The sequence below is a fragment of the Pseudomonas sp. KUIN-1 genome, from assembly GCF_009176725.1.
Lineage (GTDB): Bacteria > Pseudomonadota > Gammaproteobacteria > Pseudomonadales > Pseudomonadaceae > Aquipseudomonas > Aquipseudomonas fragariae.
This window is the reverse complement of sequence record NZ_AP020337.1, coordinates 4,916,773-4,934,416: the sequence shown is the minus strand read 5'-3', so window position 1 is coordinate 4,934,416 and position 17,644 is coordinate 4,916,773. Positions and strand designations below refer to the sequence as shown.

At 59.3% G+C, this 17,644-nt stretch carries 16 protein-coding genes; 10 read left to right on the top strand and 6 right to left on the bottom strand.

Annotated elements, in window-relative coordinates; translation table 11 throughout:
• Positions 1 to 2 precede the first annotated feature (2 nt).
• Together KUIN1_RS22175 and KUIN1_RS22170 are read right to left on the bottom strand one after the other, a co-directional pair.
• Positions 3 to 1,559 (bottom strand): HET-C-related protein, encoded by a 1,557-nt coding sequence (locus KUIN1_RS22175; protein WP_103359945.1) that lies wholly within the window; start codon positions 1,557 to 1,559, stop codon positions 3 to 5.
• A gap of 209 nt (positions 1,560 to 1,768) precedes the next feature.
• Complete coding sequence (locus KUIN1_RS22170; protein ID WP_024642518.1) at positions 1,769 to 2,482, bottom strand: SIMPL domain-containing protein; 714 nt, start codon at positions 2,480 to 2,482, stop codon at positions 1,769 to 1,771.
• Between the two features lie 192 nt (positions 2,483 to 2,674).
• Here KUIN1_RS22170 and KUIN1_RS22165 point away from each other — a divergent pair, with 192 nt between their 5' ends.
• From KUIN1_RS22165 to KUIN1_RS22110, 9 genes are all read left to right on the top strand, one after another.
• Positions 2,675 to 3,934, top strand: a complete 1,260-nt coding sequence (locus KUIN1_RS22165) for an ATP-binding protein (protein WP_024640040.1) — start codon at positions 2,675 to 2,677, stop codon at positions 3,932 to 3,934.
• A complete protein-coding gene (locus KUIN1_RS22160) occupies positions 3,931 to 4,494 on the top strand; it encodes a response regulator transcription factor (protein WP_003400057.1) in 564 nt (187 codons plus the stop codon). The genes KUIN1_RS22165 and KUIN1_RS22160 overlap by 4 nt, the downstream gene beginning before the upstream one ends.
• Positions 4,495 to 4,583: 89 nt before the next feature.
• Positions 4,584 to 6,302 carry an ABC transporter ATP-binding protein/permease gene (locus KUIN1_RS22150; protein ID WP_011268906.1) on the top strand — a complete coding sequence of 573 codons (1,719 nt, stop codon included), beginning with the start codon at positions 4,584 to 4,586 and terminating at the stop codon, positions 6,300 to 6,302.
• A 113-nt stretch (positions 6,303 to 6,415) separates the two neighbouring features.
• A complete protein-coding gene (locus KUIN1_RS22145) occupies positions 6,416 to 7,165 on the top strand; it encodes a FadR/GntR family transcriptional regulator (protein ID WP_003400058.1) in 750 nt (249 codons plus the stop codon).
• A gap of 688 nt (positions 7,166 to 7,853) precedes the next feature.
• Complete coding sequence (kdgD, locus tag KUIN1_RS22135; RefSeq protein WP_004411794.1) at positions 7,854 to 8,765, top strand: 5-dehydro-4-deoxyglucarate dehydratase; 912 nt, start codon at positions 7,854 to 7,856, stop codon at positions 8,763 to 8,765.
• A 164-nt stretch (positions 8,766 to 8,929) separates the two neighbouring features.
• The gene (locus KUIN1_RS22130) at positions 8,930 to 10,315 is read left to right on the top strand and encodes an MFS transporter (protein WP_116886279.1); all 1,386 of its coding nucleotides are present in this window, start codon (positions 8,930 to 8,932) and stop codon (positions 10,313 to 10,315) included.
• A 10-nt stretch (positions 10,316 to 10,325) separates the two neighbouring features.
• Complete coding sequence (gene garD / locus KUIN1_RS22125) at positions 10,326 to 11,879, top strand: galactarate dehydratase (RefSeq protein ID WP_003368648.1); 1,554 nt, start codon at positions 10,326 to 10,328, stop codon at positions 11,877 to 11,879.
• A 243-nt stretch (positions 11,880 to 12,122) separates the two neighbouring features.
• Positions 12,123 to 12,362 carry a PLDc N-terminal domain-containing protein gene (locus KUIN1_RS22115; protein ID WP_003400063.1) on the top strand — a complete coding sequence of 80 codons (240 nt, stop codon included), beginning with the start codon at positions 12,123 to 12,125 and terminating at the stop codon, positions 12,360 to 12,362.
• A gap of 190 nt (positions 12,363 to 12,552) precedes the next feature.
• Positions 12,553 to 12,747, top strand: coding sequence for a hypothetical protein (locus tag KUIN1_RS22110; protein WP_003400064.1), 195 nt, complete (start codon positions 12,553 to 12,555; stop codon positions 12,745 to 12,747).
• A gap of 251 nt (positions 12,748 to 12,998) precedes the next feature.
• On the opposite strand, the gene KUIN1_RS22105 is transcribed toward KUIN1_RS22110, so the two are convergent.
• From KUIN1_RS22105 to KUIN1_RS22095, 3 genes are all read right to left on the bottom strand, one after another.
• Positions 12,999 to 13,199, bottom strand: coding sequence for a hypothetical protein (locus KUIN1_RS22105; protein WP_003400066.1), 201 nt, complete (start codon positions 13,197 to 13,199; stop codon positions 12,999 to 13,001).
• 220 nt (positions 13,200 to 13,419) lie between these two features.
• Complete coding sequence (locus KUIN1_RS22100; protein ID WP_003400068.1) at positions 13,420 to 14,205, bottom strand: sulfite exporter TauE/SafE family protein; 786 nt, start codon at positions 14,203 to 14,205, stop codon at positions 13,420 to 13,422.
• Positions 14,206 to 14,296: 91 nt separating this feature from the next.
• Entirely contained in the window at positions 14,297 to 16,120 is a 1,824-nt protein-coding gene (locus KUIN1_RS22095; protein WP_003400070.1) for a sensor domain-containing phosphodiesterase, read from the bottom strand.
• Between the two features lie 362 nt (positions 16,121 to 16,482).
• Between KUIN1_RS22095 and KUIN1_RS22090 the strand changes: the two genes are divergently transcribed.
• On the top strand, positions 16,483 to 16,938 hold the full coding sequence (locus KUIN1_RS22090; protein ID WP_116886278.1) for a GNAT family N-acetyltransferase: 456 nt from the start codon (positions 16,483 to 16,485) through the stop codon (positions 16,936 to 16,938).
• A gap of 13 nt (positions 16,939 to 16,951) precedes the next feature.
• On the opposite strand, the gene KUIN1_RS22085 is transcribed toward KUIN1_RS22090, so the two are convergent.
• On the bottom strand, positions 16,952 to 17,452 hold the full coding sequence (locus KUIN1_RS22085) for a GAF domain-containing protein (protein WP_004411778.1): 501 nt from the start codon (positions 17,450 to 17,452) through the stop codon (positions 16,952 to 16,954).
• Positions 17,453 to 17,644 lie beyond the last annotated feature (192 nt).

Sequence of the window (17,644 nt, the reverse complement as noted above, 5' to 3'; positions counted from 1 at the left end):
GCTTACTTGCCGGTAATCCTCGCCCAAAGGTCTGCCAGCGACACACTTTCAAAAAACACGTCCAGAAAATTGCTGCCGTCCTGACTAAAACGCTGCAAGTCCTTTTTCGTGCTTTGCTGCAATTGGATTCTGGACTGGTCCAGCTCGCTCTTGAGTGTCGCCCGCTCGACCTGTTCTGGATTGGCCTCGGCCCATTCCCGGACAATCGCGTCCTGCCAGTCGCAGTCCATGGGATGAGTGAAGAACCGCGTGGCTACCCGGACCGGTTGTTCGGCGCCTTCCTTGCCATGCCATTGGCCCAGAACGGCCTGACCTACTTGCAGCACGGCCTTTCTGGCGAGGGTTGCGGCAAGCACATGCAGCGGGTGCTGCGCATGATCCTTGGCCAGTTGCGAATGTGACGGATCGGTCGAGCCGCTGCTATTGGGGTCTTCGTCGAGCAGGGTCTGCAGGTCGTCGACGCTGTTGCCAAGCCAGATGGCCAGACTTTGCATGACGGTGCCAAATGCATTGCCAAGCAATCGCCCCGGCGTACCGACGAAGGCGTAGAACTGTTCGACCTGTTCGGAGAACGGCTGGCTGGCCCACTGGTCCCGCGCTTCGAGAAAGGCTTCGTAACCCGTGAGCAGTCGCGGATCAGGGTGCTCGCCCAGAACGATCTGAATAATCTGGTCGCGCTCGTAACGTTCTCCAGCCTTGATCGCTTCGAACGGTTTTTCGTCTGTCGAGAACAGAATCCTGCCAAGCGGCTCAGCGAGGCTGGCGATGATATCGCTGCCACCGAACGTACCGGTTACCAGCGGCAGACGGTGCTTGCAGTCTGCTTCGGACGTCCAGGGCAGAATGCGCTCATGGCCGAGTTTGATCAGGCTGAGTTCGGCGAAGTTGGAGTGGGCGAAGAAGTCTTCGAGAATGTGCAGCGCCGCGCCCATGTCGCGCAAACCGTCTGTAGAGCCGGGGCCGCCATTGACGGCCGATTCCAGCCCCGCAGCCATCACCTCCACCGAGCGCTGAATGTAGCGTTTCATCGAGGTGTCAGGGTCGACCTTCAATAGCGGATCGTCAGGCAGCACCCAGGCGTCGAAGTCGGCGTCGCGTTCTTTTGGATTGGCCGGTTTGGGGGCGGGGGTTCTGGGGTTGTCGATGTGTTCAGCAGGACGATAGACGCCGAGGCGCTCTGCGGTCACGACGAAGCGCGAGCGGTCTGCCTTCATCAGATCGGTGAATTCCTTGACTGCCAGCACGTCCACAATGCGCGTCAGTGCGTCACGGGAAAGCAGGTCAGGGAAGCTTTTCGGCATGCTTGTCGCCCTGACGATTTTCGGATCAAGCAACTGCGAGTAGTCGCGCAGCCAGTTGCCGAAATAGATCGCGCGGATTTCCTCAGGCCTGAAACCTGCAGATTCGAGAACGGCTTCGATAGCGCCATGGGTATGTTTGTGTTTGTCGCCATCACCGGCTTCGAATCTCAAGGGGGTTGGAAGCGGTTCGCGATGGGTATTCATGCCCTGATCGTTGACAGTGGCAGGGTTGCGGGAAGCGTTATGCGGGGGATTCATCCTTGATTCCTTGATGGCAAGCGCGCGTTGGCCGGTTCGCTCAGCCAAGGCGATAGTGCTCGGAAGTGAGATGGCAAGTTTCGCGAGCCGCGAGATTACCGACAATCAGGCGGGGCATCAGCCAACGTAGGAGATTGCCGAGCAAGAGGGGGGAGTCAGGAGGAGGGGAGCGTGGAAAAGGGCGGCAGTCGATACTACCGCCCTGTCATTCACGGAATCGCGACTTCAATCACGCCATCTGCCGCAACGCTGACCTGGCTGGTGCCCGCTTCGACATCGGGTGTCGGTGCCGAGTCTGCACGCGAAGACTTTGCCATCATCATGACCGGCGCGCGCAGATACGGCTGCGGGTAGCCCGAGGTATTCAGGTTCAGGTTGACCAGCTTGTAGCCCGTACCACCCAACGCTTCGGTGACCAGTTGCGCGCGAGCCTTGAATGCGGTCACCGCGTCCTTGAGCAGGGCGTCTTCGCTGGTCTTGCGCGTCGATGGCGAGATCGAGAAGTCCATGCCGCCCATTTTCAGGTCGGTCAGCAGCTCGCCGGTCAGCTTGGACAGCACGGCGAAGTCTGCACTTTCCAGGCGCAGTTCGGCACGTTCACGCCAGCCGGTGATCTTCTGGCCTTTATCGTCGTAGACCGGGTAGCTGTTGCGGCTGCCCTGGCGGATCTTCACGTCCTTGACCTGGCGCGCCTGACCCAATGCCTTGTTCAGCGTCTCGGTGATCTGCGCGGCCAGTTTGGCCGGGTCGATGTCCTGCGCTTCGGTGTACAGCGTGACGAGCATCAGGTCGCGCTGCACCTCCTGGTTGACCTCGGCGCGCAGTGAAATCTGGTTGTAACGGGCTTCTTCAGCCATGGCGGGCAGGCTGGACAGAGCAGCGGCCAGCGCGACGAGGGTGGCGGCAGGGCGAAGGTTGAACATGAGAGCTCCTTGTTATCAAACGGCCGCCGACAGTTGTCGGGCGGCGCAAAGTGTTCTGACTGTAGCGCTTTGGCCCGGTTCCTGCGATGACCGAGTGCCCTGGCGTGCGGTGCGTTGACGCACTTTTTCAGTTTTGCCTCCCGCTTGGTTATACTCGCTGCGATCCGCCTGGAGCACTCATCAGGAGAGCTCATGCTCGCCCCCGTTCAAATGCTTTCAGCCACACGACAAAACCTGTGGCGCCTGACATTCATCCGTATTCTGGTGCTGGCCGCGCAGGCCGGCTCGGTCGGTATGGCCTGGCTGTTCGACTTTCTGCCGTTGCCCTGGCTGCAACTGTCGATCACCCTGGGCTGCTCACTGGTGCTCTGCGGGCTGACGGTCATCCGTCTGCGCACCTCGCTGCCGCTCACCGAGCTTGAATATGCGCTGCAACTGGCGCTGGACCTGCTGATCCACAGCGCGCTGCTGTATTACTCGGGCGGCTCGGCCAACCCGTTCGTTTCCTATTATCTGGTGCCGCTGACTATCGCCGCTGCCACGCTGCCGTGGCGCTACTCGCTGATCCTGTCCGGCTTTGCGCTGAGCATGTACACCTTGTTGATGGTGCGTTCCTACCCGCTGGAAACCGACTCCATCGCCCGGGAAAACATGCAGATCTACGGCATGTGGTTGAGTTTTGCCCTGGCGGCGGCGGTCATCACCTTCTTTGCCGCGAAGATGGCCGAAGAGTTGCGTCGTCAGGAGCAACTGCGTGCCGAGCGTCGCGAAGAAGGCCTGCGTGATCAGCAGTTGCTCGCCGTCGCGACCCAGGCCGCAGGGGCTGCCCATGAATTGGGAACGCCGCTGGCAACCATGAGCGTGCTGCTCAAGGAAATGCGCCAGGATCACAGTGACCCGGCCTTGCAGGATGACCTGTCCGTGCTGCAGGAGCAGGTCAAGCAGTGCAAGCAGACCCTGCAGCAACTGGTGCGCGCCGCCGAAGCCAATCGGCGTATGGCTGTCGAATATCAGGCTGCCACCCGCTGGCTGGATGAGTCCCTCAACCGCTGGCATCTGATGCGCCCGGAAGTGAGTTACCGTTTCTATAAGCTGGGCAAGGGCGAAGCGCCGATGCTGGCGCCGCCGCCGGACCTGACTCAGGCGCTGCTCAACCTGCTCAACAACGCTGCCGATGCCTGCCCCGATGGCCTTGAAGTCAACCTGGACTGGGACAGTGCGGAAATCTGCATCAGCATTCGCGACCATGGCGCGGGTGTGCCGCTGGCGATTGCCGAACAGATCGGCAAACCGTTCTTTACTACCAAGGGCAAAGGTTTCGGCCTGGGTCTGTTCCTGAGCAAGGCCAGCGTCACCCGTGCGGGTGGCTCGGTGAAGCTCTACAGTCATGAAGAAGGCGGTACGCTCACCGAGCTGCGCCTGCCCCGAGATACGCGAGGAGAAGAAGCATGAGTGACGATGACATCCAGGTCGAAGGCGAAGAGCTGCCGCACCTGTTGCTGGTCGATGACGACGCGACGTTCACCCGTGTGATGGCGAGGGCCATGAGCCGTCGTGGTTTTCGCGTGAGCACCGCCGGCTCGGCTGAAGAAGGGCTGGCCCTGGCGCAACAGGACATCCCCGAATACGCCGCGCTGGACCTGAAGATGGACGGCGACTCCGGTCTGGTGCTGCTGCCCAAGCTGCTGGAAATGGACCCGGAGATGCGCGTGGTGATTCTCACCGGTTATTCGAGCATTGCCACGGCGGTCGAAGCGATCAAGCGTGGCGCGTGCAACTACCTGTGCAAACCGGCTGACGCTGATGACGTACTGGCAGCGCTGTTGTCCGAGCACGCCAACCTCGACACGCTGGTCCCGGAGAATCCGATGTCGGTGGACCGCTTGCAGTGGGAGCATATCCAGCGCGTGCTGACCGAGCACGAGGGCAATATTTCAGCGACTGCGCGTGCGCTGGGCATGCATCGCCGGACCTTGCAGCGCAAGTTGCAGAAACGCCCCGTGCGACGTTGATGAAGGTTTTTTCATAGTGATCGATTAGGCGTTTTTTTGCTTCATTGTGCTCAGGCATCGTACGTTCAAAGAGAGCGAGCCTGAACCACATGAATCGCAATGCTGAATATTCTGCCGTCAACGATACTGTGCAAGGAGCATTTTTACCCCGCGTCTGGAAGCTGATAACGCCATATTGGCGCAGTGAGGAAAAGACCACTGCCTGGCTGCTGCTGGTCTCGGTGATCGCACTGTCGCTGTTCAGCGTGCAGGTCTCGGTGTTCTTCAACAGCTGGTACCGAGACTTCTACAACGCGCTGCAGAACAAGGATCTGGCTGCGTTCACCCACCTGATCCTGTACTTCAGCGGCATCGCCGCGATCGCCATTCTGGCTGCGGTCTATCGCCTGTACCTGACCCAGTTGCTGACCATCCGCTGGCGTCGCTGGCTGACGGAGCAACACTTCGCGCGCTGGCTCGCCGACAAGAATTACTACCAGCTGGAGCAGGGCGGTTACACCGATAACCCTGACCAGCGCCTGTCCGAAGACCTCAACGAGTTCACCACCAGCACCCTCAGCCTGGGGCTGGGGCTGATGAGCTCGGTGGTCAGCCTGGTGTCGTTTTCGGTGATTCTCTGGGGCGTGTCGGGCAGTATCGAGCTGTTCGGCGTGACCATTCCCGGCTATATGTTCTGGGCGGCCTTGCTCTATGCGCTGGTGGGCAGCCTGCTGACCCACTGGATCGGCAAGCGGCTGATCCCGTTGAACAACCAGCAGGAGCGATTCGAGGCGGACCTGCGTTTTGCCCTGGTGCGTGTGCGCGAGAACGCTGAAAGCATTGCCTTGTCCGAAGGCGAGCGCAACGAAAACCAGCGCCTGAGCGCACGCTTCACGATGATCTGGAATAACTTCCGGGCCTCGATGAAGGTCCAGAAGCGGCTGACGTTCTTCACCTCGGGCTATTCGCAGATTGCGCTGATCTTTCCCTTCATTGTGGCCGCGCCACGCTATTTCGCCGGCAAGATCGAGCTGGGTGATCTGATGCAGATCAACTCGGCATTCGGCAATGTGCAGGAGAACTTCAGCTGGTTCATCAGCGCCTATGGCACGCTGGCGTCATGGCGCGCCACCAGCGACCGTCTGCTGAGCTTCCGCCAGGCCATGACTGACAATGAAGGTCGGCAGCCGGCCATCGAAAGAATTCACGGCAACGACACGCTGGACCTGCGCAATCTGGGCTTGAGCATTGCCGGCGGTCGTCAGTTGCTGAGCGACGCCAGTCTGCAGGTCGGTGCGGGAGAGCGGGTCATGCTCAGCGGTCGCTCGGGCAGTGGCAAAAGCTCGTTGCTGAGGGCGCTGGGCGGTCTCTGGCCTGAGGGTTCGGGGCAGATTCGCTTGCCCACCGGCACGGCGCTGTTCCTGCCGCAACGGCCTTACCTGCCCATCGGCACCTTGCGTGAGGCGATGAGTTATCCACAGCCTGTCGAGCATTACCCGGCACAGCGCTTTGCCGAGGTACTGAATCAGTGCCGTCTGGAGCATCTGATACCGCGCCTGGACGAAAGCAACCACTGGCAGCGTTTTCTCTCACCGGGCGAGCAGCAGCGGGTGGCGTTCGCGCGTGCCCTGCTGGTCGCGCCGAACTGGCTGTATGTGGATGAGGCCACCTCGGCCATGGACGAAGATGACGAGACGGCGATGCACTGCGCCATCATCGACGGACTGCCCGGCCTGACGCTGATCAGCGTCGGGCACCGCAGCAGCCTGAAACGCTTCCATGACCGGCATGTGCGCGTCGAGAGCGGCAAATTGATCGAGCAAGCGTGATCCGCAACGTTTTGAGGTCGATGCTATAGGGGACACGGCGCTTTTGAGGGTGTGATCATACAACCGCTGAGCTATGATTAGCCCATGTTTAGCAGTCCAGAGATCGATGTTGGATGGAAAATCAAAGCGCTCTGCCCCGCGCCCGCAGAAAACACCGCAGCCTCGCGCAGGAGCTGGTGACAGAGCTGTCCGAGCGTATTCGCAGCGGTCAGCTCAAGCGCGGCGACAAACTGCCCACCGAATCCGCAATCATGGAAGAGCAGGGCGTCAGCAGGACGGTCGTGCGTGAGGCGATTTCGCGTCTGCAGGCCTCCGGTCTGGTCGAGACCCGTCACGGCATCGGCACCTTCGTGCTCGATACGCCAAGCCCCAGTGGCTTCAGGATTGACCCGGCGACCATCGTCACCCTGCGCGATGTACTGGCGATTCTCGAATTGCGCATCAGCCTTGAAGTCGAGTCGGCAGGCCTGGCAGCCCAGCGGCGTAGTGATGAACAACTGGCAGCCATGCGTTCGGCGCTGGACGCGCTCAATGAAAGTGCGGCACACGCCACCGATGCCGTGGCCTCGGACTTCCAGTTCCATCTGCAGATTGCCTTGTCGACCGGCAATCGTTACTTCACTGACATCATGACCCACCTGGGCACCAGCATCATCCCGCGTACCCGGCTCAATTCCGCGCGTCTGGCACATGATGACCAGCAGCACTATATGAATCGGCTGAGCCGCGAGCACGAAGAAATCTTCGACGCCATCGCCCGCCAGGATTCCGATGCGGCCCGCGCCGCCATGCGCCTGCACCTGACCAACAGCCGCGAACGCCTGCGCCATGCGCATGAAGAGGCCGAATCGCAGCGGGCTTGAGGTTTAAAAAGAGGACGCAGAGCGTCCAGAACGGCATGCCCACGCTGGAGCGTGGGCACGATAAGTGTTCTCCCTGACATCTATCGTTCCTCACGCTTGACTATCGTTCCCATGCTCCGCGTGGGAATGCAGTTCGTGACGCTCTGCGTCACACAGCGGCTTTTCTTTGTCAGGTGGATTTGGGGTTGGCTCAGGTCACCTTTTCGCCCCTCGGCGAGTTACTTTGATGAGGCCAAAGTAACCAAAGCCTTTCGCTCCGTTTCCGGCCCGACTTCGTCGGGTTCCTTCGCCCTGTCACTGATCCGGGGGGCGCCGCAACGCGCCATCCATGGCGCGGTGCGGCTAGCCTGGCGTCCTGCCAGGCTACCCCCGGATCAGTGCCAGGACTCAGCCGTCACTAACGTCGCACTCTGCGTCGTCCGTGCCATCGTGGTAGAAAAGCACTTTTGCGGCAGTGGCTGCGATTTTGACTATCGTCCCCACGCTCCAGCGTGGGAATGCCGGTCTTGACGCTCCGCGTCACACATCTACGTGGCATCGCAGGAGTCAAAACCGGGCCCCGTGCGCTCCCTCTGAAAAAACCCGAAATCCCTGTTGAGTGATTTTATTATCAGTTGTACGATGACTTACGACATCGGCGCTGACCCGGTGATCCTCTAACAATTATGTCCTCCAGGGTGTTCGAATAATGAATCCACAAGAACTGAAGTCCATCCTCTCTTCCGGTCTGCTGTCTTTCCCGGTTACCGATTTCAATGCCCAGGGCGATTTTCATCGCGCTGGCTACATCAAACGCCTCGAGTGGCTGGCTCCGTATGGCGCAAGCGCTCTGTTCGCCGCCGGCGGCACGGGTGAGTTTTTCTCCCTGGCTGCCAGCGAATATTCCGAAATCATCAAGACTGCCGTCGACACTTGCGCCACCAGCGTGCCAATCCTCGCCGGTGTAGGCGGTGCGACCCGTCAGGCCATCGAGTACGCTCAGGAAGCCGAGCGTCTGGGCGCCAAGGGCTTGCTGCTGCTGCCGCACTACCTGACCGAAGCCAGCCAGGACGGTGTTGCCGCTCACGTCGAAGCCGTGTGCAAATCGGTGAAGATCGGTGTGGTGGTCTACAACCGTAACGTCTGCCGCCTGACGCCAACCCTGCTGGAACAACTGGCCGAGCGTTGCCCTAACCTGATCGGTTACAAGGATGGCCTGGGTGATATCGAGCTGATGGTTTCGATCCGCCGCCGTCTCGGTGACCGTTTCTCGTACCTGGGCGGCCTGCCGACCGCTGAAGTCTATGCCGCTGCCTACAAGGCGCTGGGCGTGCCGGTCTACTCGTCCGCAGTGTTCAACTTCGTACCGAAACTGGCGATGGACTTCTACCACGCCATCGCCCGCGACGATCATCAGGCGGTCGGCAAGTACATCGACGATTTCTTCCTGCCTTACCTGGAAATCCGCAACCGCAAGGCCGGTTATGCCGTGAGCATCGTCAAGGCCGGCGCGAAGATCGCCGGTTATGACGCAGGTCCGGTGCGCGCACCGTTGACCGATCTGACGTCAGACGAGTGCGACATGCTCGCTGCACTGATGGACAAGCAGGGCAAGCAGTAACACCTGCCACGTCAAAGCCGCTGAGCGATCAGCGGTTTTTTCGTTGCACGGCATGACCCTTACAGGTGGCAGATGTCGTCGCCGTGACGCTGCCAAGGGGCCTGTAACGCTACACCCAAAAACAGCTTTACCCGCGTAAAAAAATAATCAGTGGGAGCTCTACCATGCAAAAGTCCAAGCCGACGCATGTCCGCTATTTGATCCTGTTGATGCTGTTTCTGGTCACCACGATCAACTACGCCGACCGCGCCACCATCGCTATCGCTGGTTCCAGCATTCAGAAAGACCTGGGCATCAGTGCCGTCACGCTGGGCTATATCTTCTCCGCATTCGGCTGGGCCTACGTGGCCGGTCAGATTCCCGGTGGCTGGCTGCTCGACCGATTCGGGTCGAAGAAAGTCTACGCCATGAGCATTTTCACCTGGTCACTGTTCACTCTGCTGCAAGGCTATGTGGGCGAGTTCGGTGTCTCCACGGCCATCGTTGCGCTGTTCATGCTGCGCTTTATGGTCGGTCTGGCCGAAGCACCGTCCTTTCCGGGTAACGCGCGCATTGTCGCCGCCTGGTTTCCGACCGCCGAACGCGGTACCGCCTCGGCGATTTTCAACTCGGCGCAATACTTCGCCACCGTGCTGTTCGCTCCGCTGATGGGCTGGATCGTCTACACCTACGGCTGGCAGCACGTGTTCGTCGTGATGGGCGCGTTCGGTATCGTGTTCTCCATGATCTGGATGAAGGTCATCTACGGCCCGCGCAACCACCCCATGATCAACGAGGCCGAACTGGAATACATTTCCAGCAATGGCGCGCTGGTCGATCTGGATCAGGACAAGGGTAAAGGCGCGCAAAAAACAGCCAGCAGCGGCCCCAAGTGGGATTACATCCGTCAGTTGCTGACCAACCGTATGATGCTGGGTATCTACCTCAGCCAGTACTGCATCAACGGCATTACCTACTTCTTCCTGACCTGGTTCCCGGTGTACCTGGTTCAGGAGCGCGGCATGACCATCCTCAAGGCCGGCATCATCGCGTCTCTGCCAGCGATCTGCGGCTTCATCGGCGGAGTGTTGGGCGGGATCATTTCCGACTACCTGCTGCGCAAGGGCCATTCGCTGACCTTTGCGCGCAAGGCGCCGATCATCGGCGGCCTGCTGCTGTCGACCTCGATCGTGACCTGCAACTACGTCGACATCGAATGGGTGGTCGTGGGCTTCATGGCCCTGGCATTCTTCGGCAAGGGCGTGGGCGCGCTGGGCTGGGCTGTGATGTCCGACGTGTCGCCCAAGCAGATCGCCGGTTTGAGCGGCGGTTTGTTCAACACCTTCGGTAACATTGCATCGATCACCACCCCGATCGTGATTGGCTACATCATCAGCAGCACCGGCTCGTTCAAATGGGCGCTGGTGTTCGTGGGCGCCAACGCGCTGCTGGCGGTGATCAGTTACATTTTCATCGTGGGTGAAATCAAGCGTGTGGAATTGAAAGAGCCGCCTGCCAAGGGGCCATTGCTGAACGACTCGGTCAGCGACCTTTCCGAAGCAAAATCCTGAGGAAACCGTGATGAACCTGATTCAACATGCCGATTCGCCACGCTATATCCGGCTGCATCCGCTGGATAACGTCGTGGTCGTGGTCAACGACCAGGGTGTGCCGGCCGGAACCGAATTCGACAACGGCCTGGTCACTGTCGATAACGTACCGCAGAGCCATAAGGTCAGTACCGTTGACCTGGCCGTGGGCGAGGCCGTGATTCGTTACGGCCACACCATCGGCTATGCACTGCAACCGATACCGCGTGGCAGTTGGGTCAGGGAAGACCAGTTGCGCATGCCTTCCGCGCCTGCGCTCGACAGCCTGCCGATGTCTGATGCCGTGCCGGAAAAGCAGGCCCCGCTCGAGGGTTACACCTTCGAAGGCTATCGCAACGCCGACGGCACCGTGGGTACTCGCAACATTCTCGGTATCACCACCACCGTGCAGTGCGTGACCGGTGTGCTCGACCATGCGGTCAAGCGCATCCGTGACGAGTTGTTGCCCAAGTACCCGAACGTCGACGACGTCGTGGCGCTGACCCACAGCTACGGCTGCGGCGTGGCGATCACTGCCACTGATGCTTACATCCCGATTCGTACGGTACGTAACCTGGCACGCAACCCGAATCTGGGCGGCGAGGCACTGGTGATCAGCCTGGGCTGTGAGAAGTTGCAGGCCGGGCAGGTCATGCATGAGGGCGACAGCTCGGTGGACCTCAGCGAACCCTGGCTATATCGCCTGCAGGACTCCAGCCACGGCTTCAACGAAATGATCGAACAGATCATGGAGCTGGCCGAGACGCGTTTGAAAAAGCTGGATTTGCGGCGTCGCGAGACGGTTCCCGCTTCGGAGCTGATTCTGGGCATGCAATGCGGCGGCAGTGATGCGTTTTCCGGCATTACCGCCAACCCGGCATTGGGTTACGCCTCGGACCTGCTGCTTCGCGCCGGTGCAACGGTGATGTTTTCCGAAGTGACCGAAGTGCGCGATGCCATCTACCTGCTGACTTCACGCGCACAGGATCAGGACGTCGCGCAGGCGCTGGTGCGGGAGATGGACTGGTACGACCGCTATCTGGCCAAAGGCGAGGCTGATCGCAGCGCCAACACCACGCCGGGCAACAAGAAGGGCGGGTTGTCGAACATCGTCGAGAAGTCTCTGGGATCGATCGTCAAGTCAGGCAGCAGTGCCATCAACGGCGTACTCGGCCCTGGCGAGCGGGTCAGCGGCAAGGGGTTGATCTTCTGCGCGACACCGGCCAGTGACTTCGTCTGCGGCACCTTGCAACTGGCTGCCGGCATGAACCTGCATGTATTCACCACCGGGCGCGGTACTCCGTATGGTCTGGCAATGGCGCCGGTAGTGAAGGTCTCGACCCGCACCGAACTGGCCCAGCGCTGGCCTGACCTGATCGATATAGATGCCGGGCGCATCGCGACCGGACGCGCGAGCATCGAGGATCTGGGCTGGGAGCTTTTCCACTTCTACCTGGACGTGGCCAGCGGCAAGAAGAAGACCTGGACCGAGCATTACCGGCTGCACAACGACATCACGCTCTTCAACCCGGCACCGATTACCTGACTGGAGTGGGACGCGGAGCGTCACGAACGGCATGCCCACGCTGGAGCGTGAGGAACGATATGTGGGTGAATACCCCTATCGTGCTCATGCTCTGCCTGGGCATGCCGTTCTGGACGCTCTGCGTCTGCGCTGAGCACCCGGTCACAATCCGAAATATTCTCTGAACTTTAAGGCTCTTTGTGACCTCTTCTACAGTAGGGCAGCCGGTCTGGCTGCCTTCGTTGATGGTGCAGGAGATTTCAAATGGGTTGGATATCGGAAAATCATTTGTGGTTGTTCGCAGCGCTGACCGCCCTGATCGTGATTTCGGACATCTGGGCAGTACTGCGTATTCGCAAGAGCAAGACACAATCCAGCAACAAGCTGATGTGGATCATTGTCGTTGTTGCCGTGCCAATCGTTGGCGTGCTGGCCCTGCTGGTTGCGGGTCCGCGTCATGTGGACACACCGGCAAGACCTGAGCAGCAAAACACCAAGTACTGACCCCGCTTTTCAAAAATACCCCGCCTGCGGGCGTGGGTATTTCCTCTTGTAGATCGCCCCCTCCTGTTTTTTGACACCTTTGCTCACAAAGGTGAAATGCCGGCTGGCAAAAATAAAAATCTCTGCAATTCTTCTGCAATGGTGGGGTGTTTACATGCTTGCCATTCAGACCTGAACAAGGAGAACGCGTATGTCGATCATGACCAAGTGGGCATTACAGGCAGCTGCATTGTTTGTGCTGGGCTGGATGGCAATGTCGGTAGCGACCTGGAGCGATCACATTGCCAATGGCACCGGCAGTGATCGGCTGGCAGAGCTTAATACCGACGTATTGAGCAGCCAGGTGCTGGCAGTGTCATCGTCGCCCGTAGCGCGAGGCGAGTGATCCTGCCGGATCAGCGGGGGAGTACCGGCACTTTTCTGCAGGCAAAAAAATGGCCCACAACGGGGTGGGCCAAATGGGATTCATCAAAGGAGTAGGGTCAATTTACGCAGCCGGACGTGAAGGGGATGTGAAACGGATGTCATGGAATCGAGAAGTGGATCGATAATAAAGCGGCGTCATGACGGGGTGAAACAGCGTCGCCGGTTGCGTGGCAACGCTGTGTCGAATGATTCGCGGGGGATTGAGTCGGTCTAGCGGGCAATCGCCTGTACGCTTCTTTCAGGGACTGCGCGGTGTGCCAGATGCGGCAGCGAATGAGGCGCATCGATTCTGGATTTCATGCGGTCGGCAAATTCTCTGGCTTCCTGCCAGCTCCGGCATTTGACCGGGTAGTCGTCCAGTATTACAACCCAGGCATCGCCATATACACCTTCTTCAATTCGGATGAGCATTGTTGGCATCTCCTTTCAGTGAGGGTAAGTCTTTGCCGGGTCATCGGCGCTAAAGCAGACGCACGAAATCCTGCGCCGAAAATCGGTGTCTCGCTACAAAAAATTACAATTCCCCGATGAGCGCACACGGCCTGAAAGCAAACCGGCTCTGCAGCTTTCAAGGCTGTGTTCGTGGAGAAGCCTGACTCAGAAATGTGACAGGCTGATGGATAAGCGCCGATCAGAACGCCAGCTTGAAGCCGATCGTGCCCAGCATAATCGCCAGGAAGGGCCGTAGCAGGTCATCGGAGACGCGGCCGGCCATGTGGCTGCCCAGGTAGATACCGGGCAGTGAGCCCATCAACAGCCAGCCCAGCAACTCCCAGTTCATGTTGCCCATGCTCGCATGGCCAAGGCCTGCGACCAGCGTAAGAGGGACTGCGTGGGCGATCTCCGTACCCACCAGACGCCGGGTTGGCAGCAGTGGATAGAGGATGAACAACGCTACCGTGCCCAGCGCGCCCGCACCGATCGAGGTGAGTGCAACCATGGTGCCGAGAATCAGGCCGGTGATCACGGTCAATACCGTCAGGCTGGTGCCGCTGAAAAACGAGTAGCCGTCTCCGCGTCGGTGAGCGAAGGCCAGCAGTTTTTTCTTGAACAGGACGGCGAGGGCGGTGAGCAGCAGCACAAACCCCAGCGCCTGCTTGATGATCGCGTTGAGCGCTTCGGGAGCGGTATGCAGGGTGCTCAGAAACCACAGCGTCATGAGCACCGCCGGGACGCTGCCCAGGGTCAGCAGCCCGGTGACTTTCCAGTCGATGTTGTCGTTCTTGCGATGGACCAGAACCCCGCCGGATTTGGTAATCGCCGCGTACAGCAAGTCTGTGCCGACCGCCGTCGCCGGATTGATGCCGAACCACAACAGTATCGGCGTCATCAGCGAGCCGCCACCGACTCCGGTCATACCAACGATGAAACCGACTACCAGCCCTGCAACGACGAAACCCAGACCACCCGCTTCCATATCCAACCTTTTTCAAGCAAACGCATAGGCAAAAAGTGGCGGGTAGCATAACGGCTTGTGTGGTAAACGGTTATGAAGATGTGTTCTAACGTTATAACCGTTTGTCGCGGACGACTGCCGCCTCTGCGGCTTGGGCAGCACTCTGCAGGCGTTGGTTCGGGCCGATCCAGTTCAGCAGCGCCTCGGCTTCCATGGGTTTGGCGATCAGGTAGCCCTGACCCTCATCGCAGCCCCATTGCTTGACCAGACGACGAATCTCGTCGGTTTCGATGCCCTCGGCCACAACGCAGTATCCGAGTTTCTTGGCCAGACCGATCAATGCCTTGACCAGACGCTGATCGGTCTTGTCGGACGCCAGATTGCGGATCAGCGACTGGTCGAGCTTGACCGTCGTCGCGGGCAGCTGCCGCAGGTAATTCCAGTTGCTGTAGCCCGTACCGAAGTCATCGATCGCCACATCCATGCCCATCTGACGCATGCGCTCCAGCTGATGGCGCACCTCTGCCGGGTTGTGCATCAACGCGCCTTCGGTGAACTCCAGCTCAAAGCGGGTAGGGTCGATCTTGTGCATGCCCAGCAGGCGGATCATCCGGTCGGTGAACGCCGGGCCGGTGAGGTCTTCGGGCGTCACGTTGATCGCAATACGGAAATCGAAGCCCTGCTGCTGCCAACGAGCGGCCTGTTCGATGGCACTGGTCAGCACCCAAAGGCTCAGCGGGCGCATCAGTGCGGTCTTCTCGGCCAGCGGCACGAACTCGGCCGGTCCGATGGCGCCGAGTGTCGGGTGATTCCAGCGCAGCAAGGCCTCTACCGACGTACACAGGCCGGAGTCGAGGTCGATGCGCGGTTGATAGACCAGACGCAGTTGATCATGAGCGTACACCGCTCTGGTCAACGAACTGAGCAGTTTGAAAGCGCGCTGCTGGGCGGCGTCGAAGTGCGGTTCATACATCGCCCAGCCGAGATCGCGGTCGCGGGCATCGTCGGCAGCGCTGATCACCATGCGCATCCAGTCCTGCTCTTCGACTGCACCCTGGTTCAGGGTCACGACGCCCAGGCCGACCTGCATCTGTACCGGAATACCCCGGCACTCAACGGGTGTCTCGAAGTCTTTGAGGATGGTGCGAAACAGGTGCTCAGGCGTGCGGTCGCCCGCCAACAGAAAGCCGAAGCGCGTAGGGCTGACCTTGTACAGGGAACAGGTCGGCGGCAGCAGGCACTCCAGGCGGCCCTTGATTGCCGTCACCAGGTCCTGGGAGAAGCTGTAACCCAGCGCCTTGACGATGTCGTTGAGGAACGCGGAGGTAATCATGTCCACCACGACCAGCTGATAATCGACACTGGATGCCACTGCCTGATGAATATCTTCCTGCAGGCGTGAACGGTTGTACAAGCCGGTGGGCTGGTCGATGAAGCAACTGAGCCTGAGGCCGACGATGCGCTTCATGACCAGCGACGCAAAGCGCTTGAGCATCTGCGTCTGGTATTCGCTCATCGGCTCGCGCGGCTTGGTGTCGATCACACACAGGCTGCCCAGGGCAATGCCATCATCGGTGATCAGTGGCGCGCCTGCGTAGTAGCGGATGTCTGGGTGGCCGGTCACCAGGCCGTTGTTCACGAAGCGCGCATCAAGCGTCGCGTCGGGAATCTCGAACAGCGTGTCGGAAAGGATGGTGTAGGCGCAGAAGGACACGTTACGTGGCGTTTCACGAGCTTTCAGGCCCACCCTGGCGCGGAAAAACTGACGGTGCTCATCGACGATCGAGATCAAGGCAATCGGCGCCTCGAAAAAAGCAGCGGTCATCGCGACGAGTTCATCGAATACGTCATCGGACGTATCCTCAAGCACGCACAGTTCCCGGATGCGCAACAGACGTTGCGTTTCATTCAGAGGGATGGGGGCACTGGCGTTCATGACGATTCTCAATGGGTACTCGATGATGACTATATGACATCACTAAACTCACTTTAACAGACGAAAAGATTCCGACCACAGCGGCGAGATCCCAATTAATCGGCCGCAGATCGGATTTTTTGAACGCTATCGTTGTTCAAGCCGCGCACGGCGAGGGGTTGACCTTTTATTTACGGTATCTTGTGAGCACCACCATTCGTCGACTGGACGAAAAAAACTGAATCGAGCATCGTCCCGCAGGCTCTTTGTCTGCATTTCTTGCGTGCGCGGTGAGCACATCATTCATCGCATGGGTTTGTGTGTTGCTTGTCACTTTCGCTGGAAACGAGCTCACCCATAGCAAGTTAGCCAGGAGGCACATCATGAATATCGAGGTGCGACCCGCCCGCATAGCCGACGCCGATGCCATCAGTCGCGTGGTATTGGCGGCCTTGCGAATCAGCAATGCCAGGGATTATCCCGCCAGCGTGATCGAGCGCGTGCAATTGAGTTTCAGCCCGGCTGCGATCGAGCAGCTCATACAGCAGCGGCTGGTATTCGTGGCATCAGAGGGCAACGTGGTGGTGGGCACTGCCAGTCTGGAGGGGGAGGTGGTGCGCTCCGTGTTCGTCGATCCGGACCGGCATCGGCGGGGTGTCGGGCGTTTGTTGATGGCAGAACTGGAGCGCGTAGCCCGCAAGGCTGGCGCGGTGCGGATGGTTGTACCGTCATCCTTGACTGCGCAGGGGTTCTACTGGGCGCTGGGTTTCAACGTGGTGCGGGAGCATCTGGAGGGAGAGGAGCGTACGTTGATCATGGAGCGGCAACTGTGCGTCTGAGGCATTCCATGCCTTAAGCGGTAACTTCCTGCATTTCCTGCAGTTGATAGTGCGCGTACAGCGTGCTGGCGATCAGCGTGCAGAATACTTTCAGGGTATCGAGAGTATTGGCGTCATCGAGTGGCGCAGGCTTGGTATCCAGGCCGCACAGGGTGCCGAAGAAATCTCCGTTGGGAAAAATGATCGGCAACGAGAAGTAGCTCTGGAAACCGTACATTTTAGTAATGGGATGCTCTGCGTAGACGGGGTCGGTCGCGACTTCGTTGATTACGATAGGCTGGCGGTGCTGACGCAGCTCATTGCAGAACGTGGTCTCCAGCTTGAGCTGATGACCGGCTTCCAGCCCGAACTGGATTTCGTCGTAAACAGCGCATGCGGTCCAGCTGGCCTCGGTTACTTTGGCAATTGCCGCAAATCTTAGCCCGGTCAGCCGGGTTACCAGTCGTAAAAGACTGGAAGTGGCCTCGATTTCACTGATGACTGCCAGCTCTGCTGAAGTCAGGTTGTTGTTCAAAATTTGTCACCCTGGTCATAAAAAGCACTGATGCGGCCTTGGCAGTACGCCGGGCGCTGCCGATCCCGTGCAGGAAGTGATCGTGTCATACCTGATCGTGGCTTACATGAAATATCGTGTTGTTCGCCGCCAACTATTGAATGAGTTTTATGCCCATGTCAACGTTGCGGGCTTTTTCAAATAGCCTTTGCT

Excerpts from the sequence above, each read along its gene's own strand:
- KUIN1_RS22175 (WP_103359945.1), bottom strand. The coding sequence starts at position 1,559 with ATGAATCCCCCGCATAACGCTTCCCGCAACCCTGCCACTGTCAACGAT.
- KUIN1_RS22170 (WP_024642518.1), bottom strand. The coding sequence starts at position 2,482 with ATGTTCAACCTTCGCCCTGCCGCCACCCTCGTCGCGCTGGCCGCTGCT.
- KUIN1_RS22165 (WP_024640040.1), top strand. The coding sequence starts at position 2,675 with ATGCTCGCCCCCGTTCAAATGCTTTCAGCCACACGACAAAACCTGTGG.
- KUIN1_RS22160 (WP_003400057.1), top strand. The coding sequence starts at position 3,931 with ATGAGTGACGATGACATCCAGGTCGAAGGCGAAGAGCTGCCGCACCTG.
- KUIN1_RS22150 (WP_011268906.1), top strand. The coding sequence starts at position 4,584 with ATGAATCGCAATGCTGAATATTCTGCCGTCAACGATACTGTGCAAGGA.
- KUIN1_RS22145 (WP_003400058.1), top strand. The coding sequence starts at position 6,416 with ATGGAAAATCAAAGCGCTCTGCCCCGCGCCCGCAGAAAACACCGCAGC.
- kdgD (WP_004411794.1), top strand. The coding sequence starts at position 7,854 with ATGAATCCACAAGAACTGAAGTCCATCCTCTCTTCCGGTCTGCTGTCT.
- KUIN1_RS22130 (WP_116886279.1), top strand. The coding sequence starts at position 8,930 with ATGCAAAAGTCCAAGCCGACGCATGTCCGCTATTTGATCCTGTTGATG.
- garD (WP_003368648.1), top strand. The coding sequence starts at position 10,326 with ATGAACCTGATTCAACATGCCGATTCGCCACGCTATATCCGGCTGCAT.
- KUIN1_RS22115 (WP_003400063.1), top strand. The coding sequence starts at position 12,123 with ATGGGTTGGATATCGGAAAATCATTTGTGGTTGTTCGCAGCGCTGACC.
- KUIN1_RS22110 (WP_003400064.1), top strand. The coding sequence starts at position 12,553 with ATGTCGATCATGACCAAGTGGGCATTACAGGCAGCTGCATTGTTTGTG.
- KUIN1_RS22105 (WP_003400066.1), bottom strand. The coding sequence starts at position 13,199 with ATGCTCATCCGAATTGAAGAAGGTGTATATGGCGATGCCTGGGTTGTA.
- KUIN1_RS22100 (WP_003400068.1), bottom strand. The coding sequence starts at position 14,205 with ATGGAAGCGGGTGGTCTGGGTTTCGTCGTTGCAGGGCTGGTAGTCGGT.
- KUIN1_RS22095 (WP_003400070.1), bottom strand. The coding sequence starts at position 16,120 with ATGAACGCCAGTGCCCCCATCCCTCTGAATGAAACGCAACGTCTGTTG.
- KUIN1_RS22090 (WP_116886278.1), top strand. The coding sequence starts at position 16,483 with ATGAATATCGAGGTGCGACCCGCCCGCATAGCCGACGCCGATGCCATC.